We start from the raw sequence: 26527 nt of genomic DNA, 5'->3' as shown, positions 1-26527 counted from the left end.
GGCGAAGCTGAGAACTTAAGCGCCAGTAAACGGCGGTGGTAACTATAACCATCCTAAGGTAGCGAAATTCCTTGTCGGGTAAGTTCCGACCTGCACGAATGGCGTAACGACTTCTCGACTGTCTCAACCATAGGCCCGGTGAAATTGCATTACGAGTAAAGATGCTCGTTTCGCGCAGCAGGACGGAAAGACCCCGGGACCTTTACTATAGCTTGATATTGGTGTTCGGTTCGGCTTGTGTAGGATAGGTGGGAGACTTTGAAGCAGCAACGCCAGTTGTTGTGGAGTCGCCGTTGAAATACCACTCTGGTCGTGCTGGATGTCTAACCTGGGTCCGTGATCCGGATCAGGGACAGTGTCTGGTGGGTAGTTTAACTGGGGCGGTTGCCTCCTAAAGAGTAACGGAGGCGCCCAAAGGTTCCCTCAGCCTGGTTGGCAATCAGGTGTTGAGTGTAAGTGCACAAGGGAGCTTGACTGTGAGACTGACGGGTCGAGCAGGTACGAAAGTAGGGACTAGTGATCCGGCGGTGGCTTGTGGAAGCGCCGTCGCTCAACGGATAAAAGGTACCCCGGGGATAACAGGCTGATCTTCCCCAAGAGTCCATATCGACGGGATGGTTTGGCACCTCGATGTCGGCTCGTCGCATCCTGGGGCTGGAGTAGGTCCCAAGGGTTGGGCTGTTCGCCCATTAAAGCGGTACGCGAGCTGGGTTTAGAACGTCGTGAGACAGTTCGGTCCCTATCCGCTGTGCGCGTAGGAGTGTTGAGAAGGGCTGTCCCTAGTACGAGAGGACCGGGACGGACGAACCTCTGGTGTGCCAGTTGTCCTGCCAAGGGCATGGCTGGTTGGCTACGTTCGGGAGGGATAACCGCTGAAAGCATCTAAGCGGGAAGCCTGCTTCGAGATGAGCACTCCCACCTCCTTGAGAGGGTAAGGCTCCCAGTAGACGACTGGGTTGATAGGCCGGATATGGAAGCCCTGTGAGGGGTGGAGTTGACCGGTACTAATAGGCCGAGGGCTTGTCCTCAGTTGCTCGCGTCCACTGTGTTGTTCTGAAACAACGACCCGCCCGAAAATTCTCGGGTGTGCGGTTGACAGTTTCATAGTGTTTCGGTGGTCATAGCGTGAGGGAAACGCCCGGTTACATTCCGAACCCGGAAGCTAAGCCTTACAGCGCCGATGGTACTGCAGGGGGGACCCTGTGGGAGAGTAGGACGCCGCCGAACAATCTTTCAGAAGAACCCCCATCCGGATCCCGGATGGGGGTTCTTCGCGTTTCCGGACGGTATCCGGGCGATTTCCGGGCGGCCTTTCCGGTCGTAGGGCCCCGGGCCGGCGCGGGGGCGTTCCGCGCCGGTGACAGTGCCCCGGCCGGTGCGCCAGCATGGGCGCATGCCCGAGATGACGAGGACCTTCCGCCGGATCGCCGATGACCACGTCGCGCAGATCGCCGCGCTCGACCCGGCGACCTCGACCAGACTCGGGCTGCACCCGGAGGACGACCGGCAGGTGGACCTGTCGCCGGAGGGCTTCGAAGCGCTCGCCGACCCGGCCCGGCGGACGCTGGCCGCGCTCGACGCCGCCGAACGGACCACCGGCATCCCCGAGGACACCGCCGGGGCCACTCCCGAGGACACCGCCGAACGGGACTGCGCCCGTCTGCTGCGGGAGCGGCTGACCGCCGAGCTCGCCGTGCACGAGGCCGGGGACCACTTCCGGCAGCTGCGCAACGTCAACTCGCCGCTGCACAAGGTGCGCGGTGTCTTCACCATGATGCCGACCGACACCGACACGAGCTGGGCGGCGATCGCCGGGCGGCTGCGCAACGTGCCCGGCGCGCTGGACGGCTACCGGACGACCCTGGCCGAGGGCATCGCCCGAGGGCTGCTGTGCGCGCCGCGGCAGGCCCGCGCAGTCCTTTCCCAACTGGCGGCCTGGACCGGTGAGGACGGGGGCGGCGCCGGCTGGTTCACCGGGTTCGTGGCGGGTGGACCCGCCCGGCTGCGGCCCGAACTGGACGCGGCCGCCGTCCGTGCGACCGCCGCGGTGGCGGGCTTCCGTGACTGGCTGCGCGACACCTACCTGCCCGCCGCCGACGGCACTCCGGACGCCGTCGGCCGGGAGCGCTACCTGCGCTCCGCCCGCTGGGCGAACGGCGCCGAGGTCGATCCGGCCGAGGCGTACGCCTGGGCGTGGGAGGAGTTCCACCGGACGGTCGCCGAGATGCGGGCCGAGGCCGAGCGCGTGCTGCCCGGGGCGGGCGTCCGGGCCACCATGGACCACCTCAACCGGGACGGTCACGCGATCGAGGGCGAGGAGAACATCCGCGCCTGGCTCCAGCAGATCACTGACGAGGCGATCGACGCCCTCGACGGCACCCACTTCGACATCGCGGGCCCGCTGCGCCGGGTGGAGACCCGGATCGCGCCGCCGGGAAGCTCGGGCGCGCCGTACTACAACGGGCCCAGCCTCGATTTCAGCCGTCCGGGCCGCACCTATCTGCCCGCCCTCGGTCGGCGCTCCTTCCCGACCTGGCAGCTCGTCAGCACCTGGTACCACGAGGGCGTTCCCGGGCACCACCTGCAGACGGCCCGGTGGACGGCCTCCGCCGACCGCCTCAGCAGCTACCAGATCACCCTCGGCGCGGTCAGCGCCGACAAGGAGGGCTGGGCGCTGTACGCCGAGCGCCTGATGGACGAGTTGGGCTTCCTGACCGATCCCGCTCGGCGCCTCGGCTACCTGGACAAGCAGATGCTGCGGATCATCCGGGTGATCGTCGACATCGGCATGCACCTGGAGCTGACCGTCCCCGCCGGCTCCGGCACCGGCGATTGGAGTGGCCACGACGGCGAACGCTGGACCGCGGAGCTCGCCACCGACTTCATGGCCGCCCACCACGGCAGTGACATCCGGCGCCGCACCAGCGAGATCGACCGCTACCTCGGCTGGCCCGGCCAGGCGATCGGCTACAAGCTGGGCGAGCGGGCCTGGTTGCGGCGCCGGGAGGCGGCCCGGCGCCGTCTGGGCCCCGGCTTCGACCTCCGGGCCTGGCACACGCGCGTGCTCTCCCGGGGGTCGCTCGGCCTCGACGACCTGGCTGCCGACAGTGCGCCTTAGCGGGCCTTGGGCCATGTCTCTCCGATCATCGGATCGTTAGCTTGGTGTGACTGGTTGCGGTGATCTGACGGACGCGGAATGGGCCAGGCTGGAGCCCCTCCTGCCCGTGAGCAATGGACGTTGCGGCAGGTGGCGGGACCATCAGCAGGTGATCAACGGTGTCCTGCACCGAGTTCGGACCGTGCAGTGGCGCGACCTGCCGGAGCGGTTCGGCCCGTGGAAGACCGCCCACAAGCGGAGAAGGCGGACCAGGCGGCCAACCGCGTGACACGTGGCTCCCGCGGCGGTCGGCCTCCCGGCTTCGACAAGGAGCGGTACAAGAAGCGCAACGTCGTCGAGCGAGCGATCAACAGGCTCAAGGGTTTCCGGGCCGTGGCCACACGCTAGGACAAGCGCGGCCACGTTTTTCTTGGCACTGTGACCTTCGCGGCCGTCATCATCTGGCTCCGCTCACGAACGGTGGGGCATGCCCTGGCCGAGTGAAATCCGTTCCACCTCGAAGAACCGGGCGGCCCCGATCCGGGCAGCGCCCAGGGAGAGCAGCCAGGGCACCAGTTCGGCAGTGGCATCCAGCTCGTCGTAGAAGCCCAGCCGCAGGTTGGTGAGTTGCGTCTCGAAGAGCCAGTCGTCGAGGGCGTCATCCAGGTGCCGGTCTGCCGACTCCGTCCGGGTGTCGGCCCAGATCGTCAGCCATGGTGCCAGGGTGCGGGTGCTGACGGCGATGGTCTCCAACACCCCCATGATGTACGCGGGGCTGGGGTGTTCGTGCAGAGTCGAGCGCCACCAGGCGTGCCAGACCTGCTCCAGTGCGTCCCGCTGAGGGACGGGCCAGTCGTGCCAACCTGCGGTGACCAGCCGGGAGGCGATCAGCCCGTGATCGACGTGGAGTTGGTCGGTTGCCAGGAGCCGTACGATCCGGGGCGTCATTCGGCGATACAGCGCGGGGAAGTCATCCCAGTGGCCGGCCGACTTGGCCGCGACGGAGGAGATCAGGTCATCCGGCACCTGGTCGACGGGCCCTTCGAGGGCCGCGAGGTCGCTGTCGGCGTAGCAGTGGGTGCAGCCGCCAACGGTGATTGCATCCGATGCGAGGGGCGCGAAGGCGACGTCCAGTGCGTCGAGTGCGTTCCTGAGTCGACGGTGGGGGTCGGTCATGGGGATCCTGCCCGGGTACTCCATCCGGCGGACCGGTGAAGATCCCGACGCTACCAGTCGGGCAGCCGGTGCGGCATCCGGATTCTGCCGGAGCTCGCCCAGTGGGACAGGGTTACCACCCACACCACATCCGGTTGCAGCGATCTGACGGGCACGAAGATCCTGTCGAGTCGCGCAGGGACAACAAGTCAGATGATCGGAGAGACATGGCCTAGCGGGCTTCGGCGGGCCGGGCGGGTTCCGGCGGGGAGGGCGCAGAGAAACCGCCCGCCCCCGCCGGGGCCGGTTCCGCCGAGGTGTCAGATCGGGCGCAGCGCGCCCTCGGCGCGCAGGTCGGCGAGCGTGGGGTAGCCGTCGACGGCCATGATCAGGTCGGCCTTGGCCAGCAGGGCGCGCAGCACGTGCACGATGCCGTCGGTGCCCTCCAGGGCCAGGCCGTAGGCGTACGGGCGGCCCACGCCGACGGCCGTGGCGCCGAGCGCGAGGGCCTTGACGACGTCGGCGCCGGAGCGGACGCCGGAGTCGAACAGGACCGGCAGGCCGTCGGCGGCCTCGACCACACCGGGCAGCGCGTCGAGCGCGGCCAGGCCGCCGTTCGCCTGGCGGCCGCCGTGGTTGGAGCAGTAGACGCCGTCCACGCCGCCGTCCTTGGCGCGGCGGACGTCCTCGGGGTGGCAGATGCCCTTGAGGAGGATCGGCAGGTCGGTGAGTGACCGCAGCCAGGGCAGGTCCGCCCAGGTCAGCGGGTTGCCGAAGACGCCGATCCACTCCAGGACGGCGGCCTGCATGTCCTCCTCGGGCGCCTTGGCGAGGCGGGCGCGGAAGACCGGGTCGGAGGTGTAGTTGGCCAGGCAGTGGCCGCGCAGCTGCGGGAAGTTGCCCGTGGCCAGGTCGCGCGGGCGCCAGCCGGTGGTCCAGGTGTCCAGGGTGACGACGATGCCCCGGTAGCCGGCGGCCTCCGCCCGGTGGACCAGGCTCTCGGCGAGCGCCCAGTCGGTGGGGGTGTAGAGCTGGAAGAAGCCGGGGGTGTCGCCGAACTCGGCGGCCACCCGCTCCAGCGGATCGACCGTCAGGGTGGAGGCGACCATCGGCACCCCGGTGCGGGCGGCGGCCCGGGCGGTGGCGAGGTCGCCGTGGCCGTCCTGCGCACACAGGCCGATCACCCCGACGGGCGCCATGAACAGTGGCGAGGGCAGACGCATCCCGAACAGGTCCACGGACAGGTCCCGCCGGCTCGCGCCGACCATCATCCGCGGTACCAGGCCCCACCGGTCGAAGGCGGCGACGTTCGCCCGCTGGGTGGATTCGTCGCCCGCGCCGCCCGCGACGTAGGAGATGACGGACGGCGCCAGCGCCGAACGCGCCCGCGCCTCCAGGTCGGTGAAGGTCATCGGCATCGTCGGCAGCACGCCGGCAAGCCCGTTGAGGTAGATCTCGTACTGGTAGTCGCCGAACCGTGTGCCGAACTCGGGGTCCATGCGGGTCACCGTCCCTCTCGCCGTCACTCGCCGTCACGTGCCGTCTCCGCCCGGACAGTTCCGGTCGGTGGTGCCGCCCGTCCGCCCGTCCGCGCTCTCGGTCGGGAGGGACGGGACGGATGGCGCTCCGGCATTCTCGCCACGGACCGCGGCCCTGACCAGGGGGCGGGCGGCCGGTGGCGGTGTCAGCGGTGCGGCACGGGCATCGAAGCGGGCCGGATCCGGGCGCCGTACCCCCACACGGTGGCGGCGGCGAGGAGGGCGACGGCGCCACCGAGCACCATGACGGTGGCGGGGGAGGAGTGGTCCACCACGAGGCCGCCGGTCAGGGCGCCGAGCGAGAGGGTGGCCTGGAACCCCGAGGTGAACACCACGCCGGCCGCTTCCGGGGCGTGCGGGGCCGCGGTGAGGAACCAGGTCAGGGAGCAGACCGGGACGGCGCCGTACGCCACGCCCCAGAGGGTCAGCAGGACGGCGGCGCCCGGGCCACCGGTGCCCAGCAGGGGCAGCAGCAGGGTCGAGGAGGCGAGCAGCACGGCGGCCGCGGCGAACACCGGGCGCAGCGCCCGCGCGGCGCGGCCGCCGGCGAGGACGTTGCCGAGCAGTCCCGCGGCGCCGTACGCGAGCAGGAGGCCGGTGATCAGGCCGGGTCCGGCGTGGGTGGTGGCCGTGAGGAACGGGGTGACGTAGGTGTAGCCGGCGAAGTGGGCCAGGACGATCAGGAAGGTCACCGCGAGGCCGGTGCGGGTGCCCCGCCCGGCCAGCAGCCCGCGCAGCACGCCGAGGCCGGTGGTGGTCACCGGTGGGAGCGGCGGCAGCGAGGCCACGAGGGCGGCCAGGGTCAGCAGGGTCAGCACGGCCATCGCGAGGAAGGCGGTGCGCCAGCCGGCGAGGGAGCCGAGGAACACGCCCGCCGGTACGCCGAGGACCGAGCCGAGCGGAACGGCGGAGAAGACCACGGTGTTGGCCCGGGCCTGCCGGTGTTCCGGGGCGAGGCGCGGGGCGAGCCCCGAGCCGATCGACCAGAAGGCCCCGATCACCAGGCCGAGGGTGACCCGGGCGGCCAACACGGCCCAGTAGGCGGGGGCGAGCGCGTTGAGGAGGTCCGCCAGGGCCAGGAGCAGCAGCAGGGCGCAGAGCATGGTCCGCCGGTCGGCGCGCCTGGTCGCGACGGTCACCACGGGCGCGGCGACCGCGGCCACGATGCCCGGCAGCGTCATCATCAGCCCGGCCGTGCCGTCGGAGATCCGGAAGGTGGCCCCGATCGGGCTCAGCAGGCCGATCGGCAGGATCTCGGTGGTGACGATGGCGAACACGCCCGTGGTGACGGCGAGGACGGCGAGCCAACCACCGTCCCGCGCCCGGGAGTTCGGTCGGCTACCGGCGGGGTCCGGGGTGCGCTGGGACGGGTGGAGGGCGGTGTCGGCCATGCCGGGGGTCCTGTCCGTGAGTGGTGGTTCGTGTCACGAAGTCCACCAAGCGGGCAGGGGGTCGGGCTGGCGTGAATCCGACCTCAACGTCCGGGCTGATGCGCTGTCGGCGGGCCGGCTGCTTCTCGGCTACTTCTCGATGAACAGCAGGTCCTCGATGGGTCGGGTCATCCGCACCGTGCTGGTGTTGCTGATCTCGACCACGTGCTGCAGGCCGACGAGGGGTGGCTTGGGGTGGTCGGGGAGGGTGAACTCGTCGGCGCCGCCGGCCAGGAAGGCGGGCAGGCAGCCCAGGTCGGAGCCGAAGAGCCGGACGTAGTCGACGAGGCGGCGGAACAGCTTCGGCAGCATCACGAGGTCCTCGGTGATCGATTCGAGGTTCTCGACCTTCACGCCCGAGGTGGTCACGTCGTGCAGCCAGACGCTGTCGGGGGCCTTGGCCGTGCGGGCCTGCTGCGCGGTGGCGGTCAGGTCGGCCCGCAGGTTGTCGGGGAGGTTCTGGTAGAAGGTGGGGTAGACCAGCCCGAGCGAGAGCAGGTGGTGGTTGACGGTGTCGTGCAGCATGTCGGGGGTGACGTCCAGCCGGAAGCCGCTCCTCGCAGGCTTCGGGGGGTCGCCGACGCTCGGCGGGGTGCCGCGTCCGACCAGCGCCACGCAGCGGTTGAAGACGTCTGCGCCGCCGGTGAGGATGTAGCCGGGGACGGCCGCCGGCGTCGAGGCCGTGACCTTCTCCTCGTTGTCCTGCACGATGTCGGTGAAGCCCAGCCACTTCAGCAGTTCGTCGCGGGCGGCGTGCGCGCCGAGCCCGAGCGGCTGGTGCGCGAAGTCCGGTCCGACGCCCTGGTAGTGGGTCTCGAGGGCGTCGATCGCGTCCAGTCGCAGTGAGGCGCCGCCGTGTTCGTCGCGCTTGACCCGGTTGCGGCCGGGGACGTCGCACCAGAAGCCCGGGTCCTGCGGAAGGAAGTGGACGGTGTCGCCGTCGGGTCGGTCGTGGAGGACCTGGTACGAGCCGGTGATGAGCACCATGGACATGTCTGCCTCCCGGATCTGACAGGACGCCACCGCCGGGGCACCGGGCCGACGCTCTGTCCGCATGCGAAGTGTTCGGGCCTGGCGGGGCCTCGGGCGGCGGATCCGGTGGCAGTCGTCCGCATCGTCCTTCCTTCCACCATGCGCCCGTCCGGCCGCGATGTCACCCCGGGGGGAGGCGGTCACGCGCAGTGAGAATCGGGCGGTGAGGATCGGGGGGTGAGGATCGGGCGCCGGGTTGCGCGGGTCGGCCGTTGGGGGCCGCGGGGGTCGGCGGTCGTGACGGCTTTCGGACAGAGTGATCCCCGGAGCAGATTTCTCGGAACCTCCACCGAACTCTCACTCCGCCTCCCCGTAGGGTGACTCTCGTTCCGCCGCCGGGCACCCCGGCGGGCGGAACGCTCCCCTCGCCCCCGATCCGACTGGAGTGGTTCGACAATGAATGTCCGTCAGCTGTGGAAGCGCGCGGCGGCCGCGGTCGTCGGCAGGGGGATCGGAGCCGCTGCGGCGGCGTTCGCCCTGGTCGCGGCCGTCGTCCTGGGCGGCATGGTCTCCGGCATGTCCTCGGCGGAGGCCAAGCCCGCGTGGCCCGCGGGCCGTTGGGCCTGCTCCGGGCAGCCCGTCGACGCCGGGAACGTCATCACGGACCACGACGGCGCGGGCTGCGGCGGCTTCGGCTCCTGGTACCAGCAGCCGGTCAAGGACGGCATATGGACCTGCTCCGGCTCCCCGGTGGTGGCCGGCTACGTGATCACCGACCACCTGACGTCCGGCTGCCGTGGCATCGGCTCGTGGCGCCACAACCTCGTCAAGGACGGCATATGGACCTGCTCCGGCTCGCCGGTCGTGCCCGGGTACGTCATCACCAACCACCTGCGGGCAGGCTGCGGCGGCATCGGCTCCTGGCAGCACGGCCTCCCGCATGACGGGATCTGGACCTGCTCAGGCTCCCCGGTGGTCGCCGGTTACGTCATCACCGGCCACCAGCAGGGCGGCTGCGACGGCGCCGGATCCTGGTACCACAACATCGCCCGGGTCGGCCTGTGGACCTGCCCCGGTTCGCCCGTCCCGCCCGGCTTCCGTGCCACCACCTACTCGGCCGGCGGCTGCAACGGCCTCGGCGCCTGGGTGCTCGCCCGCGCCTGACGGTCCGACGGCTGAAACGGTTGAACGGCTCGACGACTCAACGGCTCGACGGGCCGCTCCTCGTCCCCGCGTCCGGATCCGGGCGCGGGGACCAACCATCTGCAGGGGAAGGTCTCCTGACGGCAAGTCAGTGCATGGTGCTGTCGTAGGACCAGTTCGGGTCGCGGCCGGTGAGGGCCAGCAGCCGGTCCTGGGTGTCGGCGCCCGGTGCGCTGGCGAGCGGCGGGTCGAACAGGCCGGTGCCGGTCAGGTCGTGGTAGCCCTGGAACTCCTCCAGCGCGTACCGGGCGGAGTCCGACGGTATCCGGCCGTTTTCGCCCAGCGCCCGCGCCAAGTCCCAGCCGTGCACGACGGTCTCGGCGGTCAGCTCACGGGCGTAGCCGCCGGCGTCACGCACCCCGTACGGCAGGTGCACCAGCAGGTCGGGCGCGCCCGGCTGGTGGAGCGCGCGCACCGCCGTGTCGGCCGCCATCGCCCATACCCCGGCGGGGTTGCGGCCCAGCACGTCGCCCCCGAACCGGTGGCCGATCGCCTCCGGGGTGTAGCCGGCCACCGCCTGGCACACCCAAAGGTGCTGTGCGGCAAGGTGGTTCATGAGTGTGTGGACATCCCAGTCCCGGCACGGCGTGGGCGCCGTCCAGCCGTCCTCCGGAACGGCCCGCACCAGGCGGGTCACCTCCGCCACCGCGGCGACGTAGCGTTCACGGACCTCGACATGGAACCCGGATGGGTGCGGACATTCCATTGGAGGGCCTCCCTTCCTGCCCTGCTCACTCTCAGTATTCCGCCACCGGGAGCGACTTGCCAGGTCTGAGGGGACCGGCCGCCGTCGGTGCTCGCCCGACGACTCCCTGTCAGCCGTGAGCCAGGTCCTCCAGGACGGCCTGCGCCGCGTTGTGCCCCGGGATGCCGCTGACGCCGCCGCCGCGTACGGCTCCCGCGCCGCACAACAGGACGTTCGGGCGGTCCGTCGCCACGCCCCAGCGGGCAGCGGCACTGCCACCCGCATCCCCGGCGCCGTCCTCGTCCCCGAACGGGAAGGACCCGTCCGCGAACGGGAAGGAGAGGTCGCGGTGGAAGATGTGGCCGCCCGGCAGACCGATCTCCCGCTCCAGCTCCGGCGGCGTCCGGGCCTCCACACACGGCCGGCCGTCGGCGTCCGTGGCCAGGCAGCCGGCGATCGGCTCGGCCAGCACCGCGTCCAGCTGCGCCAGGCTCCCGGCCAGCGCGCGGTCCTTGGCCGCCGGGTCGCCGAACAGCCGGGCGGGCATGTGCAGACCGAAGAGGGTCAGCGTCTGGAGCCCCTGCCGGACGGCCTCCGGGCCCAGGATCGACGGGTCGGTGAGGGTGTGGCAGTAGATCTCGGACGGCGGCGCCGAGGGGATCCGGCCGGCCTGTGCCTCCGCGTACGCGGCCGCCAATTGCCGGTAGCCCTCGGCGATGTGGAAGGTCCCCGCGAAGGCCTCGCGCGGGTCCGCGGCGGTGTCCCGCAGGCGCGGCAGCCGGCGCAGCACCATGTTGACCTTCAGCTGGGCGCCCTCAGGCGCGGGCTCCGGGTCGTCGCCCAGCAGCCGAGCCAGGACCGCCGGCGCGGCGTTCACCAGCACCCGGCGTGCCACCACCGTCCCCTCGCCGTCCCGGGCCAGGTCGCGGTACGACACCTCGGCGTCGCCGTGGCCGTGGTGGTGGCCGGGGCCGTCACTGTCGCCGTAGCGAGCGGCGGCGACTGCGGTGACCTCGTGGCCGGTCCGGATCTCGGCGCCGGCCGCCAGCGCCGCCTCGGCCAGCGCGCCCGTCACCGCGCCCATCCCGCCGACCGGTACGTCCCAGTCGCCCGTCCCGTTGCCGATCACGTGGTACAGGAAGCACCGGTTCTGCCGGAGCGACGGGTCGTGGGCGTGGGTGAAGGTGCCGATCAACGCGTCCGTCAGGACCACCCCGCGCACCAGGTCGTCCGCGAAGCTCCGCTCGATCGCCGCGCCGATCGGTTCCTCGAACAGGGACCGCCAGGCGGGCTCGTCCGCGACCCGTCGGCGCAGCTCCGCGCGGGAGGGCAGCGGCTCGGTGAGTGTCGGGAACACCCGCTCGGCGACCTGCCCGGTCATCGCGTAGAAACGCTGCCAGGCCCGCCACTCCCGGTCGCCGCGGGTCAGCGCCCGGAACGACTCCCGGGTCCGGCCGGGGTCGCCCGCGTCCACCAGCAGGCCGGTCGGCTTCCCGTCCCGCTCGGTGGGCGTGTACGAGGCGATCCGGCGGCGCCGCAGCTCCAGCCGCAGCCCGAGGTCTCGCACCACCTTGCGCGGCAGCAGGCTCACCAGGTACGAGTAGCGCGACAGCCGCGCGTCCACCCCCGGGAACGCCGACGCGGACACCGCCGCCCCACCCACCCGGGCCAGCCGCTCCAGCACCAGCACCCGCTGCCCGGCCCGCGCCAGATACGCCGCGGCCACCAGCCCGTTGTGCCCGCCGCCGACGATCACGACGTCGTACCGCGAGGACGCCTTCGTGTTCATCCGGACACGCTACGCCACATCGGGGGAGCGCGGAACAGCCGTGCAACTCCCTGTGCAGGCTGCCTTCGCGGGTCGGCGGGCGGGGTGCTCCGCGCGGGTGCGGAGGTAGGCGAGGACGCGGCGATGGCTCTCATGGCGCTGCCTCATGAGTTCGGTTCATGGCGTCACCTCATGAGCTTGCCTCATGGCCTCACCTCATGAGCTCACGTCATGGCGCTGCCTCATGAGGCCCCCGCATGTCGCTGCCGTCAGCCGTCAGCCGTCAGCCGACGGCGGACTGCCAGTCTGCCGGGCCGCTCGCCGGGAGGTGGCCGGGCAGGCCCGGGGTCCAGCGCTTGGTGCCGTCCGGCAGGATGGCGAGCGCCTCGATGCCGGGGCGGCGGGCGGCCCAGGCGAGGGCGCGGTCCGGGCCCATGGCGAAGGCGGCGGTGGTCCAGGCGTCAATACGGGCGATGCCGGTGCCCGGGGCACCGACCAGGGTGAGGGAGGCCAGGCCGGTGGCCGGGCGGCCGGTGTGCGGGTCGATGATGTGCGCGCCGCGTTCGGCGGTGCCGGAGGTGGCCACGGCGAGGCCCCGGCCGGCCAGTACGGCGGCGATCAGGGCCGGCTGTCGGGGGTCGGCGATGCCGATCCGCCAGGGCCCGCCGCCAGTCTGGACGTCGCCGCCGCCGCTGACGCAGTACTGCCGGGCGCCGGAGGAGCGCAGCAGCGCGGCCGCCTCCTCGACCGCCCATCCCTTGACCCAGCCGCTGGGGTCGAGCCGGCCGCCGGGCCGCTCGGTGAACCAGCCGTCGGTCTCCGCGGCCACCTGGCGGCAGGCGGCGAGGACGCCGGGGACGTCCGGATCGCAGGCGGCCCGGGTCAGTTCGCCGCGGTCGAGGCGGCTGATGTCGCTGTCCGGCCGGTAGGTGGAGAACACCGCGTCGATCCGGTGCAGCCGCTCGACGATCCGACCCAGCGCGGCGGCGGTCTCCGGGCCCGGGTCGCGGACGGTGATCGAGAAGACGGTGCCCATCACGGGCTCGGCGTGGCGGAGCACGGCTGCCTCAGACCTTGGCCCGGTCGAGGGCGCTCTGCAGCGAGCGGATGTAGCCGTCGCTGGTGTACGTCGCGCCGCTGACGACGTCGATCCCGGCGTTCTGCGCGGAGATCGCCTCCTGGTTGAGCACGGGCAGGGCGGAGGTGTTGATCTCGCGGTCGCGCCGTTCGGCGTTGGGGTACTTGACCACGTCGACGGCGGTGATCCGGCTGCCGGAGAGGGTGACTTGGACCTGCACCGGGCCGTACCGGGTGTTGACGGTGTCGCCGCTGACCTTCCGGGTGGCACGGGTGGGGGCCGCGGACGCGGACGGGCCGGCGGCGTTCGACGGCTCCGACACATCGGAACCGGCACCGGCACCGGAGGCGGAACCAGTGCCCGAGGCGGAACCAGCGCCCGAGGCGGAACCGGTCCCCGTCCCCGAGCCGATCACCGGGGGCGGTCCGCTCGCCTCGTGCGGTTTGAGGGAGAGCAGCAGCACCACCCCGGCGGCGGTGGCTGCGCTGGTGACGACGGCTCGGCGCATGGATTTCGACGCTCCTCGGAAGTCGGGAAGGCTCGGCGGGACTCGGCGGGACTCGGCGGGACTGGGTGCGACTGGGTGGGACCCGGCCGGGCTCAGAGGGAAAAGCTCTCGTGGTGGACGCGTCGCGGCCGCACCCCGGCCGCCCGCAGCGCGTGGACGGCCTCGTCGGTCAGCGCCTGCGGCCCGCACAGGTAGACCTCGTGCTCGGCGAGGTCGGGAACGAGTCGGGCGAGCGCGGCGCCGAGGTCGCCGACCTGTTCGCGCGGGCCGACCAGCTCGTGCACCACCGCGCCGCGCTGCCGGGCGACCTCGGCCAGCTCCGCCCGGAACAGGACGTCCTCCGGCCGCCGGGCCCGCTGGACCAGCGTCAACTCGCCCGGCAGCGTCTCGAACAGGGCGCGCAGCGGGGTGATTCCGACGCCCGCCCCGAGCAGCAGCACCCGGCGCTGCCGCAGCCGCCGCCCGGTGAACGCGCCATACGGGCCCTCGGCGCGCACCTTGGTGCCGGGGCGCAGGGCGGCGACCGCGGCGCTGTGCCTGCCGAGGTCCTTGACCGTGAAGCGCAGGAAGCGCGGGTGCGGCGGCGCGGACAACGAGTAGGGGTTGGCGGCCCAGCGCAGGCCGGGCGCCTGGAACTGGAGGCGGAAGAACTGGCCGGGCTCGGCGCCGAGTTCGTCCAGCCGCTGCCCGGTCAGGAACAGCGACACCACGCCGGGGCCCTCCGGCCGTATCTCCGCGACCTGCAGACGGTGCCGCCGGTCGAGCAGCCACGGCCGGGCCAGCCGGTACCAGCCGATCAGTGCCGCCGTGCCGAAGTAGAGCGCGTACCAGGCGGCCTGACCGGGGCCGCCGCCCAGGTCGGCGCCGGTGGCCAGCTGGTGGGAGAAGGCGAGTGCCACCGCCAGGTACGTGGCCAGGTGCAGGTAGTACCAGGTCTCGTACGACAGGCGGCGGCGCGCGGCCCGGGCGGAGACCGCGCCGGTGCCGAGCAGCAGCAGGGTGCCCAGCGTGGCCTTGATCATCTCGGGGTAGTGGAAGACGATCTCCACGCCCTCGCCGACCGGTCCGCGCCCGTCGGTCAGCGCGTAGCCCCAGACGACCGTCAGGACGTGCACCGACACGGCGGCCACCAGCCAGCGCCCGCCGAACGCGTGCCAGCGCGCCAGCCGGTCCGCGCCGACCCCGCGCTCCACCGGCGGCAGCCGGGCCATCAGCAGGAGCAGCACGGGCGCGGCGTACCCCGCGAGCAGCCCGGTGATCCGCCCGGCGCCGGTCAGCCAGCCGGCCGCGCCGACGACCGCCGGGGTGCTCGCCCACCACAGCGCGAGCACGCCGAGCGCGCCGGCGGAGATCAGGCCGAGCGCGCCGGCCGGGTCCAGGGCGAAGGACGGACGAGGCGAGGCCCGGTGCCCCCGGCCGGCGGGTGTCGGTCGCGGCCCGTGCCGCCGGGGACCGGGCCGCGACTTCGGTGCGGCGGCAGTGGTCATCGGGTACCTCCTCAGCGCCCGGCGGCGAGTGCTGCCGAGGCCGACCACGATCGCACCGCAAGCTCTGAGCCGCCTCTGAACGGTCCCGCTCCCCGTGCCCTCGCGTATCGGCATCATCCCAGGTCATGGCAGTTGTGCTGGCATGCGAACCATTGCGCGGGGTCTCAGGGGTTTCTCATGGCGGCGGTACAGAATGAACGCCGCCCAGCACGAGCCCGAGGGAGCACCATGGACGACACCGCCGACCGCCCGGAGTGGCGCGTCCTGGTCGTCGACGACGAACCGGACCTGGTCGAGGTGGTCTGCGGCGCCGTCCGCTACGAGGGCTGGCAGGCGCGCGGCGCGACCACCGGCCTGGCCGCCGTGGAGACCGCCGCGGCCTGGCGGCCGCACGCCGTGGTGCTCGACGTGATGCTGCCCGACCTCGACGGCTTGGAGGTGCTGCGCCGGGTCCACGCCGAGCAGCCCGAGGTGCGGGTGCTGTTCCTCACCGCCCGGGACGCGGTCGAGGAGCGGATCGCGGGCATCGCGGCGGGCGGCGACGACTACGTGACCAAGCCGTTCAGCCTGGCCGAGGTGGTCGTCCGGTTGCGCGGGCTGCTGCGCCGGGCCGCCCCGCCCGCCACCACCCCGTACCGGCCGCCCGCGCACGCACTGGTCCTCGGCGACCTCGTCCTCGACGACCGGGCCCGCGAGGTGACCCGCGGCGGCGAGGCCGTCGAGCTCAGCCCGACCGAGTACGCGCTGCTCGCCCATCTGATGCGCCACCCCCGGCAGGTGCTCAGCAAGGCGCAGATCCTGGACGCGGTCTGGTCGTACGACTTCGGCGGGCAGGCGCACATCGTCGAGCTGTACATCAGCTACCTGCGGAAGAAGGTCGACGCGGGCCGCAGCCCGATGATCCACACCGTGCGGGGCGCGGGATACCTGATCAAGGCCGCGGCATGAGGCCGGGCGGTGCGCGGGATCGCCGCGCCCGGCGGGCGCCCCGCACGCCCCGCACCCTGCGCGCCCGCCTGATCGCCGGCCTACTGGTGCTGCTCGTCGTCACCTGCGCCGCCGTCGGCTTCGCCACCGCCGCCGCGCTGCGCCACTTCCTCGTCGACCGCCTCGACCAGCAGCTCGCCGAGTCCGGCGGACGCTACGCCGCGAGCCTGGAGCACGCCGGCCAGGGCGCCGGCCCCGACACCCGGGCACAGACCCCGGGCACGCTCGGGGTACGGCTGCTCGGCGGCCGGGTCACCGGGGCGGGCGTGGTCGACGGCGACGCCGACGACGCGGACGGCCCCGGCGACGAGGACGACCGGATCACCTTCACCCCCGCCCAGCAGCGGGCGCTCGCCGCCCTGCCGGTCGGCGGCGCGGCCCGCACCCTCGACCTCGGCGGGGCGCAGGGCCACTACCGGGTCCGCGCGGTCGCCGGGCGGGACGGCGACGTGCTGGTCAGTGGCCTGCCGCTGCGCTCGGCCGAGGACACCGTCCGGCGGCTGGAGACCCTGGAACTGACGGTCTTCGCGATCGCCGTTGCGGCCGCCGGTACGGCCGGGGCCTTCTGGGTCGGCTGGTCGCTGCGCCCGCTGCGGCGGGTGGTGGGCATGGCCGAACGGGTCAGCGAGATGCCGCTTGCCAGCGGCGAGGTCCTGCTGGCCGAACGCGTGCCGGACGACGACCCGCGCACCGAGGTCGGCCGGGTCGGCGCGGCGCTCAACCGGATGCTCGGCCACGTCGGCGACGCGCTGGCCCGCCGCCACGCCGTCGAGGAGCGGCTGCGGGCCTTCGCCGCCGACGCCAGCCACGAGCTGCGCACTCCGGTCGCGGCCGTGCGCGGCCACGCCGAACTGGCGCTGCGCCACCCCGGGGCCGTGCCGGCACCCGTCCGGCACTCGCTGGAGCGGATCGACGCCGAGGCGGTGCGGATGGGGGCGATCGTCGAGGACCTGCTGCTGCTCGCCCGCCTGGACGCCGGCCGCCCGCTGGCGGAGGAGGAGGTGGACCTGACCCGGATCGCCCTCAACGCCGTGGCCGACGCCCGCGCCGCAGGCCCGGACCACCGCTGGCGCCTCGCCCTCCCCGAGGAGCCGGTCCTGGTCCGCGGCGACGAGCACCGGCTGAGCCAGGTGGTGGCCAACCTGCTGGCCAACGCCCGGTCCCACACCCCGCCGGGCACCGGGGTCGAGCTGGGGCTCCACCAGGCGGGCAGCCAGGTCGAGTTGAGCGTCGCGGACGACGGCCCGGGGATCGCGCCGGAGCTGCTCGACCGCGTCTTCGAGCGCTTCGTCCGGGGCGACCGCGCCCGCTCCCGGGCCACCGGCTCGACCGGGCTCGGGCTGGCGATCGTCCGGGCCGTCGTCCAGGCGCACGGCGGCACGGTGGCCGCGGCCAGCCGGCCGGGCCGTACGGTGTTCACCGTCCGGTTGCCGTGACAGCGGTCGTACCGGTCGTACCGGTCGCCGTAGCGATGGCTGAGGTGGGGGCCGATGTGGCGGCCGGACTGGCGACGGTGACGGTGCCGGTGCGGAAGCGCTGCCGGTAGTCGGTCGGCGTGGTGCCGAGGCGGCGGCGGAAGGCCCGCACCAGGGTGTCGACGGTGCCGAACCCGCAGGCGGTGGCGAGGCGTTCGAGCGTGGCGTCGCCCGATTCCAGCTGGTGGCGGGCGAGTTCGACCCGGGCCGACTCGATGTACGCGCTCGGGGTGGTGCCCAGCTCGGTCTTGAAGATCCGGGTCAACTGCCGTTCGCTGACGTGGGCGTGGGCGGCGAGGTCCGGGACGGTGAGCCGCCCGGAGAGGTTGCGCAGGATGTGGTGGCGCAGCTCCTCGGTCCGCCGGGTGGTCGACACCGGCTCCAGCGGGACGCTGAACTGGCTCTGGCCGCTGGGGCGTTTGAGGTACATCACCAGCTGGCGGGCGACCCGCAGTGCCAGTTCCTCGCCGAAGTCCTCGGCGACGAGGGCGAGCGAGAGATCCAGGCAGGCGCTGATGCCGGCGCCCGTCCAGACCTCGCCCTCGCGGATGAAGATCGGGTCGGCGTCGACCTCGATCTCCGGGTACTCGGCGGCGAGTTGGCCGGCTGTGGACCAGTGCGTGGTGGCCCGTCGGCCGTCCAGCAGCCCGGCGGCGGCGAGCAGGTGCGCGCCGACGCAGACGCTGGCCACCCGGCGGGAGCGGGCGGCCAGCGCGCGGACCCGCCCGACCACCGCCGGGTCGGTGAGCGCGCGGACCCGGCGCCGCTCGTCCACCTCGACCGCACCGGGCACCAGCAGGGTGTCGATGCCGCCCTCGGCGGCCTGGTCGAAGGTGAGGTCGGGCAGGATCCGCACGCCCGCCGCGGTGGCGACCGGAGCCATGGTCTCGGCGGCGAGGACGACCCGGTAGCCGGTCGCGTCGTCGGTCTCCCGCCGGACCAGCGAGAACACCTCGGGCGGGCCGGTCACGTCGAGCAGGTCCACGCCCTCGAACAGGACGATGACGATCAGCCGCCGGACGGTGTCGGTGCCGGTGCCGGTGCCGGTGTCGGAATCGGTGCCGGTCGCGGCTTCGTTGTCGGTCTCGGTTGCCATGGGCGCCCCCTCGATGTCGGAATCTGCATGTTAGATGGCATTGCCGACATGCGAGCGTCGCCCGTAGCGTCTTCAACGGCAGACCGCACCGAGCGTGACCTGCCGAATCCCCGACTTCCGAACCCGAAAGGCGGCACCGCTGTGCCCACGACGACCCTGCGCACCCTCAGCGGACTCGACGAGAAGCCGGCTTCGCTCGGCGATGCGACCGTGATCCTGATCGACTACCAGAACACCTACGTATGCGGCGTGATGGAGCTGGAGGGCTGGCAGGAGGCGCTGACCGCCGCCGCCGACCTGCTCGCCCGGGCCCGGGCGGCCGGCGCCACCGTCATCCACGTGATCAACGACGGCGGCGAGGGCACCCCGTACGACATCCGGGCCGAGATCGGGCAGATCCACCCGAGCGTGGCGCCCGTCGATGGCGAGCGCGTGGTGGTCAAGCAGGTCCCGGACGCCTTCGTCGGCACCGACCTGGGCGAACTGATCGACGCGGCCGGCCACCAGGACGTCGTCGTCGCCGGATTCATGACCCACATGTGCGTCACCTTCACCACGGCCAGTGCCTTCCTGCGCGGCAACCGACCGACCGTGGTGGCCGCCGCCAGCGCGACCCGGCCGCTGCCCACGGGCGGCACCCAGCTGACCGCCGCCCAGGTCCACCGCGGCGCGCTGGCGATGATCGGGGACCTGTACGGGGTCGTGGTGGAGTCCCCGGCCGACCTGGGCTGAGGCAAGAATGGGCGGGGGTGTCCCGGCCACCCGGACACTCCGCTCGGAGACCGGACACCCCCTTCGGAGGGGAGGCTCGGGAGCCCGAGCCCGAGCCCGAGCCCGAGCCCGAGCCCGAGCCCGAGCCCGAGCCCGAGCCCGAGCCCGAGCCCGAGCCCGGCCGGGCGAACGGGCGGCAGGCAAACGATTCGGTTCTCGCCGAACGGTCTTGCGTCGGGGCCGCTCCCGGGGTGACGATCGCGGTCGTGCTGCGAATCTTCTTCGGTGCGGACGACCTGGCGCGGGTCCGGGTCGCGGAGCGTCCGGACATGTCGATGGAGCTGTCCCTCAGCGTGCACGCCCTGGTGAGCGGGCTGCGCGACCCGCGCTTCCAGGGCTGGCGCGACCATCTGCGGGCGTCCTGGAACCCGCGGACCGCGCTGCTCTTCGACCTCTACACCCCCTCGGCGATCCCGGAGTTCCTCGCCGTGCGGCGAGACCCGGGCGCCACCGAGAGCGCCACCGCCGAAGCGCCCGCGGCGCCGCTGCGCGACCACCTGCGCTCGGTCGGCGGCGAGCGGCAGTTGAGCGCCTTCGCGCGGGGCGTGGCGGCGGGCGACCGCCGGGCCAGGAAGCTGCTCGGCAACGTCACTGCCGACTACCAGACCCGGGCGATCGACCCGTACCGGCGGCAGATCGAGACCATCGTCACCACCGAACACGGGCGGCGCCGCCGGATCACCGAGCCGGATCAGGTGCTCGGCTCGCTGCACCCGGCGGTGTCCTGGCGCCGCCCGGTGCTCAGCTTCCCGCTGGCGAACCGGTGTCGGCACGATGTGCGGCTGGACGGCCGCGGACTGCTGCTCCAGCCCTGCGTGTTCGGCCCCCGCCGCCCCGTCATCGCCCGCTTCGAAGACCCGGAGCAGCAGCCGGTGCTCCTCTACCCGGCCCGGATCGGTGGACCCTTGCGCGCCGAGTCCGAACCGACCGCCAGCCGCACCCTGACCACCCTGCTCGGCCAGACCCGGGCCGCCGCCCTGGAGGCCATCGCCACCCACGGCCCGTGCTCCACCAAGGAGTTGGCGGCGCACCTGGACGTCTCCACCGCCTCCGCCAGTGAGCACGCGACCGTCCTCGCCGACTCCGGCCTCACCGTCAAGGACCGCACCGGCCGCACCGTGACCCACCGGCCGACCCCGCTCGGCGAGGCCCTCCTGGCCGGCCGCCTCCCCTCCCCGGTGGCCGGGCCCGACCCCGACTGACGCCGCCCCCGCTGGCCGTCCGCTGACCGTCCGCCGCCCGTCCGGCGGTGGTTTCCGGCCAGGGGCCCGGACGGGCGCCCGGTGAGGTGCGTGGAGCCGTGGAGGGAGAGCGTTTCGGCAGGTGAGGCCGGTCAGCGCGGCGGCCTCGGCTCAGGGGTTGGTCGGGAGGGCCGGGGTGCGGCGGGGCTGGCGGGGGAGGGGGAGAGTGAGTGCCTCGGGGGAGGCGGCTGGGAGGGCGAGGGCGGAGGCGGTTTCGGCGGGGAGGGGGTGCAGGCCGAGGAGGGCGGTGGTGAGGCGGGTGGTGGCGCGGTGCCAGTCGGGGACGCGCTGGAGCATGGCGTGGCCGCTGCCGGTGACGGTGTAGCCGCAGACGCGGGCGCCGGCGGCGCGGCTGCGGGCGGCGAAGGCGCGGGTGTCGGCGGGCGCGGTGACGGTGTCGCGGTCGCCGTGCAGCATCAGGACGTCCCGGTCGGCCAGCTGTTCGCAGGGGTCCTCGGCCGGGCACCACGGGGCGAGGGCGACCAGGCCGGTGACGGACGGGTGCCCGCCGGCCTGCAGCGCGGCCCGTCCGCCCATCGAGTGGCCGATCAGGACGGTGGGCACCGGGCCCAGCAGCGCGGCCAGTTCGTCGAGTGCGGCGAGCGTGTCCCGGGCGGCGTCGGCGCGCTCGCCGTTCCAACCGCGGTGGCGGTAGCGGACGGTGCCGACGGCCACCTCGGCGTCCGCGGTCGCCCTGGTCAGCGCGCGCAGGAAGCCGTGCATCCGCAGCAGGGGGAGGTTGAGGCGGCCGGGCCGGGCGAGGTTGTGCTCCTCGCCGCCGTGCAGCACCAGGACGGCGGCCCGGGCCCGTTCCGGGCGGGTCCGCCAGTGCAGCGCCCGGTGCCCCACCGCGCTGTCCGCCGCCGTACCGCTCACTGCCGCACCGTCCCGTCCGTCCCGCCCCCGCCGCCTGTTCCCCGGACCGCCACTGTACGCGTGCGGACCGCCGGACCGTTCACCCGAGCGAACCACCCCGGACACCGGGCGCGCGCGGCCCCGACGGGGGCGGGACCAGGGGACGAGGACGGGACCCGGTGAGGAGGCAGCGGAGGTAGGTCTCAGGCCTCCAGCAGGCGCTGCTCGCGCGCCAGCCAGCAGATCGCGGTGAGCCGGAGTACGGCGTAGTCGTAGCCGACCGGCTCCCGCCAGCCGATCTCGGCGAGCGCGTCCAGGAAACCCAGCGCGTAGTCCGACACTTCCGCACGGTCCAGGGGGCGGGGCGCGAGCTCCGGCCCCTGCGCGTACAGCAGCTCGCGCAGCATCGCCGCGTGCTGATCGACCGCCGCGACGAAGCCGGGCTCGAACGCGAACTCGGCCAGCCGAGGCGTGAAGGCCGCCACGATGCCGGGCAGCGGGCAGCCGGCCGGCTCGTCGGGGGAGCGTCGGAAGGATTCGTCGGGGGTCGCGAACATCCGTCCACGGTAGGCGAGCCCGGGGGCGGGAACGGAGGGCCGTGACGGTTCCGTGCTGAGACCTTGGCCACCCGTCCCCGGGGGCCCGGTACGTTCCGTGGTCTGGCCGGTTCCCTGCGCTCACGACCGGGGGGTGGGTACCAGAATGGTCCGCATGGATCTTCGCATCTTCACCGAACCCCAGCAGGGCGCGAGCTACGACACCCTCCTGAAGGTCGCCCGCACCGCCGAGGAGCTCGGTGCCTTCAGCGCCTTCTTCCGCTCCGACCACTACCTGAAGATGGGCGACGTCGACGGCCTGCCCGGCCCCACCGACGCCTGGATCACCCTGGCCGGCCTCGCCCGCGACACCCGCACCATCCGCCTCGGCACCCTGATGACCGCCGCCACCTTCCGGCTGCCCGGCGTCACCGCGATCCAGGTCGCCCAGGTCGACGCGATGAGCGGCGGCCGGGTCGAGTTCGGCCTCGGCGCCGGCTGGTACGAAGCCGAGCACACCGCCTACGGCATCCCCTTCCCCAAGGAGAAGTTCGGCCGGCTGGAGGAGCAGCTGGCGATCATCACCGGGCTGTGGAACACCAAGCTCGGTGACACCTTCGACTTCGTCGGCGAGTACTACACCCTGACCGACTCGCCGGCGCTGCCCAAGCCCGCCCAGGACCGCATCCCGGTGCTGGTCGGCGGCCTCGGCCCCAAGCGCACCCCGGCGCTGGCCGCCCGCTTCGCCGACGAGTTCAACCTGCCGTTCGCCTCGGTGGACGACTCCGCAGCCCAGTTCGCCCGGGTCCGCGCCGCCGTCGAGCAGGCCGGGCGCTCGGCCGACGACCTGGTCTACTCCAACGCCCTGGTCGCCTGCGTCGGCCGGGACGACGCCGAGGTGGCCCGCCGGGCCGCCGCCATCGGCCGCGATGTCGACGAGCTGAAGGCCAACGGCCTGGCCGGCACCCCGGACGAGGTGGTCGAGAGGATCGGCCGGTTCGCGGCCGTCGGCAGCGAGCGGATCTACCTGCAGATCCTCGACCTGGACGACCTCGACCACCTGGAGCTGATCGCCTCCCGGATCGCCCCGCAGCTCGGCTGACGGTCGGGAACAGCCGGCAGCAGTCGTCGCGGGTCGGTCCCGACCGGTCCCGACCGGGACCGACCGGCGACGGTGGGTGCCGGAAACGGGCCCGGTCCCGCAACAGGCCTGGGCCCGGCAGGGTCCGTTCGTATCCGCTCCGACCGTCGCCCTTTACTCGCTCTTGGGAATGCGCCATGCTCCTGAGCAGGGAACGGCGGGGGGAGATCCGGTGAGCGGGACGAGAACGGCGCGGGCGGCGGTGCCGAGCGTGCCGCCGCCGCGCACCGCCGGGGAGCACGTCGTCCTGCCCCCGCCGTACGACCCGCCCGCCCTGCACGAGCTGCGCGGACCGGGCCCGGCGGCCCTGCGCTACCCCGCCGGTGACCTGCTGATCGTCACCGGCCTGCCCGGCAGCGGCAAGAGCACCCTGATGCGCCGCTGCGTCCGCGCCCCGCTGATCGACTCCCAGCTGGTCCGCGACGAGTACGCGGCCCGACTGCCCGGCCGCCTCCCGTACGCCCTCTACCGCCCGCTCGCCCGGCTCGCGCACTACCGGCGGCTGCGCCGCGCCGTACTGGACGGCGGACCGCTCGCGGTGCACGACTGCGGCACGCTGCCCTGGGTACGGGCCTGGCTCGTCCGCGCGGCCGCCCGGCAGGGCCGCCGGGTGCACCTGCTGCTGCTCGACGTCGACCCGGCCGCGGCGCTGGACGGGCAGCGGCGGCGCGGACGCGGCGTCTCCCGCTACGCCTTCGCCCGGCACCGGTCCGGCGTCGCCCGGCTGCGCCGGCGGATCCTCGCGGCCGGACGGCTGCCGGCCGGCTGTGCGTCGGCCGTGGTACTCGACCGGGCCGCCGCGCGCGCCCTACGGGAGATCGACTTCACGGCGTCGTAGTCTCGGCGAGTCCGCGCCGGGCGCCGCGCCGACGGGCCGGCCGGAGCGAGCCCGGGCGCGGCCGAGGCTCCGTCAACTCCCCTGTCAGGAGCGCAGATGCGCCGTACTGCCCGGGTGCGCTCGCGTGCCCCCCGCCTGTTCCCCTGCGCCGCCGCGCTGGTCGCCGCCGCCGGTCTGAGCCAGTTCGCGGCACCGGTCCCGCAGCGCGCCGCCGCCCCGACGGCCATGTGCGACAGCACCGGGGTCACAGCCGACAGCACCGGGGTCGCAGGAGACAACACCGGGGTCACAGCCGACGGCGCCGTCGGGGCTGCCGCTCGGAAACCGGCAGGCAGCCAGGCCGGGAAGGACCCGAACGCCGTCAGCGCCGCCGAGGCCCGGGCGATGCAGGCCGACCTCGACGACCGGCTTGCCAAGCTCGGCACCGCCCGCGCGCCGATCGGCGCCCCGACCACCGTCCCGGTCTACGTCCACGTGATCCACGCCGGCGACTCCGGGAACCTGGACGAGGGCGCCGTCGCCGCCCAGATCGACCACCTCAACGCCGCCTACGGCGGCCAGGGCGCGGGCAACACCCCCACCCCGTTCCACTTCGAGCTGGCCGGCACCGACTGGACCGACAACGCCGGCTGGTACAGCGGCATGACGCCCGGCTCGACCGCCGAGAAGGCGATGAAGACCGCCCTGCGCAAGGGCGACCAGGGCGCCCTCAACCTCTACACCGCCCGGCTCGGGCAGTCCCTGCTCGGCTGGTCGACCTTCCCGAACGCGTACCGGTCGAACCCGACCGACGACGGCGTGGTCGTGCTCGACGCCTCGCTGCCCGGCGGCTCCGCCACCCACTACAACGAGGGCAACACCGCCACGCACGAGATCGGCCACTGGCTCGGCCTCTTCCACACCTTCCAGGGCGGCTGCCTGGGCTCGGGCGACTACGTGGACGACACCCCGGCCGAGCGCAGCGCCGCCTACGGCTGCCCCGAGGGCCGCGACACCTGCCCCAGCCCGGGGCTGGACCCGATCCACAACTACATGGACTACAGCTACGACCCCTGTATGAGCCAGTTCACTCCCGGGCAGATCCAGCGGATGTCGAACTCGTGGGCTGTGTACCGGAGTTGATCCGGCAGTAGCGATGTGCATGCGGCACGCCGCCGGCGGCGTGGCACAGACAGACCAGGTGTCCGACGTGATCCGTGTCCGGAGGGTCGGGACCGATCAGGAGCCCATCCAGCTGTACCAGCAAGCAGGAGCAACCGAAGGAGCAAGGCCATGAGTGCCAATCCCCGGATCGTCGTCGGCGTGGACGGCTCGCCCGCCTCGGAGCAGGCGCTGCGCTGGGCGGTCGACTACGCCAAGGCCGTCGGCGGGACCGTCAACGCGATCGCCGCCTGGGAGTACCCCGCCTTCTACGGCTGGGGTGGACAGGGCGTACCGACCGGCGAGACCCTCAACCCCGAGGAACTCGCGGGCAAGACCCTCTCCGACTCCGTCGTCAGGGTCGTCGGCGACGACCCGGGCGTGCGGATCAGCGAGAGCGTGATGCCCGGCAACGCCACCAAGGCCCTGCTCGAAGCGGCCAAGGGCGCCGCCCTGCTCGTCGTCGGCAGCCGCGGCCTCGGCGGCTTCTCCGGCGTCCTGCTCGGCTCGGTCAGCCGCCACCTCACCGAGCACGCGCCGTGCCCGGTGGTCGTCGTCCGCGAGCAGCAGCCCGCGTCGGAGCAGTCGGAGTAGTCGGATTGCTTGGAGTAGTCGAACTGCTTGGAGTAGTGCGACGGGGAACCGCGACCCACCGGGCCGCCGCGCGGACCAGAATGGAGACATGCCAGAAGGTGACTCCGTCTACCGCGTGGCGGCCCGGCTGCACGAGGCCCTCGCCGGCCAACAGCTGACCAGCGCCGACCTGCGGGTGCCCGCCCACGCCGCCGCCGACCTCGCCGGCCGCCGGGTGCTCGAGGTCGCCCCGCGCGGCAAGCACCTGCTCACCCGCCTCGAAGGCGGCCTCACCCTGCACACCCACCTGCGGATGGACGGCCGCTGGGAGGTCTACCGCCCCGGCGAACGGTGGACCGGCGGCCCCGCCTGGCAGATCCGCGCCGTCCTCGGCACCGAACGGGGCACCGCCGTCGGCTACCGGCTGCCCGTCGTCGAGCTGCTGCGCACCACCGACGAGCGGCGGATCGTCGGCCACCTCGGCCCGGACCTGCTCGGCTCCGACTGGGACCCGGTCGAGGCCGTCCGCCGTCTCCTCGCCCACCCGGGCCGCCCGGTCATCGAGGCCCTCCTCGACCAGCGCAACCTGGCCGGCATCGGCAATGTCTACGCCAACGAGCTGTGCTTCGTGGCCGGCGTGACACCGTGGACCGAGGTCGGCGAACTCCCGCATCCCGACCGGCTGGTGGAGCGCGCCCGGCAGATGCTGGACGCCAACAAGCTGCGCCCCGGCCACATCACCACCGGCGACACCAGGCCCGGCTACCAGCACTGGGTCTACGGCCGGGCCGGACGGCCCTGCCCGCGCTGCGTCACCCCCGTCGTGACCGGGCGGCAGGGCTCGCCCCCGCGGGACCGGGCGGTGTTCTGGTGCCCGTACTGCCAGCGCGGCCCCGCCCCGACCCCCGCCCGCCCCGGGCGGGGCAGGCCGCCGGGGCGGTGAGCGTGCGGGC

At 73.2% G+C, this 26527-nt stretch carries 23 protein-coding genes, 2 rRNA genes and 1 pseudogene; 14 read left to right on the top strand and 12 right to left on the bottom strand.

Annotated features, from left to right (window positions below; translation table 11 throughout):
* The 4 genes and pseudogenes from ACIBEC_RS10530 to ACIBEC_RS10515 form a co-directional block, all read left to right on the top strand.
* A 23S ribosomal RNA gene (locus tag ACIBEC_RS10530) occupies positions 1–1028 on the top strand; the annotation flags it as partial.
* Between the two features lie 82 nt (positions 1029–1110).
* Positions 1111–1227: ribosomal RNA gene (gene rrf, locus ACIBEC_RS10525) — 5S ribosomal RNA — on the top strand.
* 166 nt (positions 1228–1393) lie between these two features.
* A complete protein-coding gene (locus tag ACIBEC_RS10520) occupies positions 1394–3118 on the top strand; it encodes a DUF885 domain-containing protein (protein WP_360493600.1) in 1725 nt (574 codons plus the stop codon).
* Between the two features lie 46 nt (positions 3119–3164).
* Positions 3165–3601, top strand: a pseudogene (locus tag ACIBEC_RS10515) (transposase).
* Here ACIBEC_RS10515 and ACIBEC_RS10510 read toward each other — a convergent pair.
* From ACIBEC_RS10510 to ACIBEC_RS10495, 4 genes are all read right to left on the bottom strand, one after another.
* Entirely contained in the window at positions 3569–4273 is a 705-nt protein-coding gene (locus ACIBEC_RS10510) for a hypothetical protein (RefSeq protein ID WP_360493603.1), read from the bottom strand. The pseudogene ACIBEC_RS10515 and the gene ACIBEC_RS10510 overlap by 33 nt on opposite strands.
* 299 nt (positions 4274–4572) lie before the next feature.
* Positions 4573–5751, bottom strand: coding sequence for an alpha-hydroxy-acid oxidizing protein (locus tag ACIBEC_RS10505; protein WP_360493606.1), 1179 nt, complete (start codon positions 5749–5751; stop codon positions 4573–4575).
* 185 nt (positions 5752–5936) lie between these two features.
* A complete protein-coding gene (locus tag ACIBEC_RS10500) occupies positions 5937–7181 on the bottom strand; it encodes an MFS transporter (RefSeq protein WP_360493609.1) in 1245 nt (414 codons plus the stop codon).
* Between the two features lie 129 nt (positions 7182–7310).
* Complete coding sequence (locus ACIBEC_RS10495; RefSeq protein WP_360493612.1) at positions 7311–8213, bottom strand: nuclease; 903 nt, start codon at positions 8211–8213, stop codon at positions 7311–7313.
* A 435-nt stretch (positions 8214–8648) separates the two neighbouring features.
* On the opposite strand from ACIBEC_RS10495, the gene ACIBEC_RS10490 reads away from it, so the two are divergent.
* Positions 8649–9356, top strand: coding sequence for a hypothetical protein (locus ACIBEC_RS10490; protein WP_360493615.1), 708 nt, complete (start codon positions 8649–8651; stop codon positions 9354–9356).
* Between the two features lie 127 nt (positions 9357–9483).
* On the opposite strand, the gene ACIBEC_RS10485 is transcribed toward ACIBEC_RS10490, so the two are convergent.
* The 5 genes from ACIBEC_RS10485 to ACIBEC_RS10465 all read right to left on the bottom strand — a co-directional run bounded on the left by ACIBEC_RS10485 (position 9484) and on the right by ACIBEC_RS10465 (position 14921).
* The gene (locus ACIBEC_RS10485; protein WP_360493617.1) at positions 9484–10101 is read right to left on the bottom strand and encodes a TIGR03086 family metal-binding protein; all 618 of its coding nucleotides are present in this window, start codon (positions 10099–10101) and stop codon (positions 9484–9486) included.
* Positions 10102–10210: 109 nt separating this feature from the next.
* A complete protein-coding gene (locus ACIBEC_RS10480; RefSeq protein ID WP_360493620.1) occupies positions 10211–11869 on the bottom strand; it encodes an NAD(P)/FAD-dependent oxidoreductase in 1659 nt (552 codons plus the stop codon).
* A gap of 262 nt (positions 11870–12131) precedes the next feature.
* Positions 12132–12884 (bottom strand): FAD:protein FMN transferase, encoded by a 753-nt coding sequence (locus ACIBEC_RS10475; protein ID WP_396287860.1) that lies wholly within the window; start codon positions 12882–12884, stop codon positions 12132–12134.
* 31 nt (positions 12885–12915) lie between these two features.
* Complete coding sequence (locus tag ACIBEC_RS10470) at positions 12916–13434, bottom strand: FMN-binding protein (RefSeq protein WP_360493626.1); 519 nt, start codon at positions 13432–13434, stop codon at positions 12916–12918.
* 92 nt (positions 13435–13526) lie between these two features.
* Positions 13527–14921 (bottom strand): ferric reductase-like transmembrane domain-containing protein, encoded by a 1395-nt coding sequence (locus ACIBEC_RS10465; protein ID WP_360493629.1) that lies wholly within the window; start codon positions 14919–14921, stop codon positions 13527–13529.
* Positions 14922–15149: 228 nt separating this feature from the next.
* On the opposite strand from ACIBEC_RS10465, the gene ACIBEC_RS10460 reads away from it, so the two are divergent.
* A complete protein-coding gene (locus tag ACIBEC_RS10460; RefSeq protein WP_360493632.1) occupies positions 15150–15869 on the top strand; it encodes a response regulator transcription factor in 720 nt (239 codons plus the stop codon).
* A complete protein-coding gene (locus ACIBEC_RS10455; RefSeq protein WP_360493635.1) occupies positions 15866–17344 on the top strand; it encodes a HAMP domain-containing sensor histidine kinase in 1479 nt (492 codons plus the stop codon). Before ACIBEC_RS10460 ends, ACIBEC_RS10455 begins: the two co-directional genes overlap by 4 nt.
* Here ACIBEC_RS10455 and ACIBEC_RS10450 read toward each other — a convergent pair.
* Positions 17325–18479, bottom strand: a complete 1155-nt coding sequence (locus ACIBEC_RS10450) for a helix-turn-helix domain-containing protein (RefSeq protein ID WP_360493638.1) — start codon at positions 18477–18479, stop codon at positions 17325–17327. The genes ACIBEC_RS10455 and ACIBEC_RS10450 overlap by 20 nt on opposite strands.
* Positions 18480–18620: 141 nt before the next feature.
* Here ACIBEC_RS10450 and ACIBEC_RS10445 point away from each other — a divergent pair, with 141 nt between their 5' ends.
* Positions 18621–19211: an isochorismatase family protein gene (locus ACIBEC_RS10445; protein WP_360493641.1), complete on the top strand. Its 591-nt coding sequence runs from the start codon at positions 18621–18623 to the stop codon at positions 19209–19211.
* A gap of 245 nt (positions 19212–19456) precedes the next feature.
* Positions 19457–20452 (top strand): helix-turn-helix transcriptional regulator, encoded by a 996-nt coding sequence (locus ACIBEC_RS10440; RefSeq protein ID WP_360493644.1) that lies wholly within the window; start codon positions 19457–19459, stop codon positions 20450–20452.
* Between the two features lie 150 nt (positions 20453–20602).
* On the opposite strand, the gene ACIBEC_RS10435 is transcribed toward ACIBEC_RS10440, so the two are convergent.
* Together ACIBEC_RS10435 and ACIBEC_RS10430 are read right to left on the bottom strand one after the other, a co-directional pair.
* Entirely contained in the window at positions 20603–21367 is a 765-nt protein-coding gene (locus tag ACIBEC_RS10435) for an alpha/beta fold hydrolase (protein ID WP_360493646.1), read from the bottom strand.
* A gap of 182 nt (positions 21368–21549) precedes the next feature.
* Positions 21550–21903, bottom strand: coding sequence for a DUF6401 family natural product biosynthesis protein (locus ACIBEC_RS10430; RefSeq protein ID WP_360493649.1), 354 nt, complete (start codon positions 21901–21903; stop codon positions 21550–21552).
* 154 nt (positions 21904–22057) lie between these two features.
* On the opposite strand from ACIBEC_RS10430, the gene ACIBEC_RS10425 reads away from it, so the two are divergent.
* From ACIBEC_RS10425 to ACIBEC_RS10405, 5 genes are all read left to right on the top strand, one after another.
* On the top strand, positions 22058–22984 hold the full coding sequence (locus tag ACIBEC_RS10425; protein WP_360493652.1) for an LLM class F420-dependent oxidoreductase: 927 nt from the start codon (positions 22058–22060) through the stop codon (positions 22982–22984).
* Between the two features lie 169 nt (positions 22985–23153).
* Entirely contained in the window at positions 23154–23861 is a 708-nt protein-coding gene (locus ACIBEC_RS10420) for an AAA family ATPase (protein ID WP_396287852.1), read from the top strand.
* 96 nt (positions 23862–23957) lie between these two features.
* On the top strand, positions 23958–24983 hold the full coding sequence (locus tag ACIBEC_RS10415; RefSeq protein ID WP_360493658.1) for a zinc metalloprotease: 1026 nt from the start codon (positions 23958–23960) through the stop codon (positions 24981–24983).
* A 150-nt stretch (positions 24984–25133) separates the two neighbouring features.
* A complete protein-coding gene (locus tag ACIBEC_RS10410) occupies positions 25134–25595 on the top strand; it encodes a universal stress protein (protein ID WP_360493661.1) in 462 nt (153 codons plus the stop codon).
* Between the two features lie 88 nt (positions 25596–25683).
* Complete coding sequence (locus tag ACIBEC_RS10405; protein WP_360493663.1) at positions 25684–26517, top strand: DNA-formamidopyrimidine glycosylase family protein; 834 nt, start codon at positions 25684–25686, stop codon at positions 26515–26517.
* The last annotated feature ends 10 nt before the right edge of the window (positions 26518–26527 follow it).

This window comes from Kitasatospora sp. NPDC051164 (assembly GCF_044455625.1).
Lineage (GTDB): Bacteria > Actinomycetota > Actinomycetes > Streptomycetales > Streptomycetaceae > Kitasatospora.
Note: the sequence above shows the minus strand (reverse complement) of the source record. Positions and strands in the feature narration are given on the sequence as shown.